The following is a 1,828-nucleotide window of genomic DNA, read 5'->3' as shown; positions in this document are numbered from 1 at the left end:
AGCCCGGGTACGGCTACCCGGGCGCGCAGCAGAACCCGTACGCGCAGCAGCCGCCGGCCCACCCCGCCCCGCAGCCTCCCGCTCCCGGGTACGGCGCCCAGCCGCACAACCCGTACGCCCAGCCCACGCAGCCCATGCAGGCCGTGCAGCCGGGGTACGGCTATCCGGGCCAGGGGCAGCCGCCGACCGTGCCGATGCAGCCCCAGCCGGCGCCGGGCGGCGGCGGGCGGAACAACAGCACGCTGTTCATCGTCGTCGCGGCGGTCGTCGCCATCGCGCTGATCGTCGGCGGCGGCATCTGGTACGCCAAGTCCTCCGGCGACGACGACAAGAAGAACGACACCGCCTCCTCCAGCGGCGGCACCGGCGGCTCGAACGGCAAGGGCTCCGGCGGCTCCGGGGGCGGTGGCGGCAAGGAGAAGGTGCCGTCCGACCCGGCCGCCAAGGTGCTCTTCCAGGTGCCGCTGCCCCAGACGGACGACACCGTCGTCACCTCGGGCTCGTGGCTGACGGACACGGTGTACGCCAAGAGCGGCATCGCGGAGATCGTCGGCTACGACCCGGCCAAGGGCACCGAGCTGTGGACGCTCAAGCTGCCCGGACCGATCTGCGCGGCCAGCGGCCACGTCACCGCGGACGGCCGGACCGCGATCACCTTCCAGCCGAAGATGCCCGCCAAGAACTCCTCCGCGGGCTGTAGCCAGATCGCGGCGATCGACCTCACCGCAGGGAAGAAGCTGTGGACGAAGTCGATCAACTCCGGTGACTACCCGATCACCTTCCAGAATGTGACGGTCGCTCAGCAGACGGTCGCGGTCGGCAGCTCCGACGGCGGCGCCGCGTTCGACATCGACTCCGGCAAGGCGCTGTGGCAGCCCAAGCCGGACGACACCTGCTACGACGCGGGGTACGGCGGCGGCTCCCGGCTGGTCGCGGTGCGCAAGTGCGGTGAGTACGGCGACCGGAAGCTGAGCATCCAGACCATCGACCCGAAGAGCGGGAAGGTGATCTCCGAGTACAAGATGCCCGACGGCGTCGAGTACGCGGCCGTCGTCTCCACCGACCCGCTGGTGATCGCCGCCGACGTCGGCGACGCCGCGGGCGACGGCAGCGGCATCTCGGACTACTTCTCCATCGACGCCGCGACCGGCAAGCTGCTCGCCCGCATCCCCGCGCCCGGCGACACCTACGGGGGCCGCTGCGACGGCATCACGCGCATCGAGGGCTGCCGACAGGTCGTCGCCGGCAACGGCAGGCTGTACCTGATGACCGAGCCGCACGACGGCAAGGGCGATTTCAGCAGGACCAACGAGATCGTCTCCTTCGACCTGAAGACCGGAAAGCCGACCGGCCAGCGCGCCGAGGCCGGCGACGGCTACACGCTCTCCCCGCTGCGCATGGACGGCGGCAACCTCCTCGCCTACAACGCGCCGCCCTACGACAAGGGCGGCCAGGTCGTCAGCATCGACGGCGGCAGCTTCAAGGCGACCAAGCTGCTGGAGAACCCCGCCGAGCGGAGCGTGCGCCAGGCCGAGACCAGCCTGCTGCCGGACTACGCGGAACTCCTCTTCGCCAAGGGCCGCCTGTACATGTCGGCCGTGTACGCGCACAAGAGCAGCTCGTCGTACGGCAAGGAGTACCTGGTGATGGCCTTCGGCACGGACGGCTGACCGCCCCCGTCGCCACCCGCGCCGGCTTCGCCCGAATGGGTGACTTGCCGAGAAGTGCCCCGGATTTCATCGATCCGGGGCACTTCTCATGAAGAGGGGCAGCGCGACGTCGAACAAGCGTGTAGCTTCCGGGGGCATACAGGGCGGGGGTGCCGGGG

At 70.5% G+C, this 1,828-nt stretch carries 1 protein-coding gene; it reads left to right on the top strand.

Annotated elements, in window-relative coordinates:
- On the top strand, positions 1-1,670 hold a 1,670-nt coding region (locus tag CCN44_RS18845; RefSeq protein WP_244203937.1), incomplete at its 5' end, for an outer membrane protein assembly factor BamB family protein.
- Positions 1,671-1,828 lie beyond the last annotated feature (158 nt).

This window comes from Streptomyces tricolor (assembly GCF_002155905.1).
Taxonomy (GTDB): Bacteria; Actinomycetota; Actinomycetes; order Streptomycetales; family Streptomycetaceae; genus Streptomyces; species Streptomyces tricolor.
The sequence above is the reverse complement of the archived record's forward strand: the minus strand, read 5'-3'. Positions and strand labels throughout refer to the sequence as shown.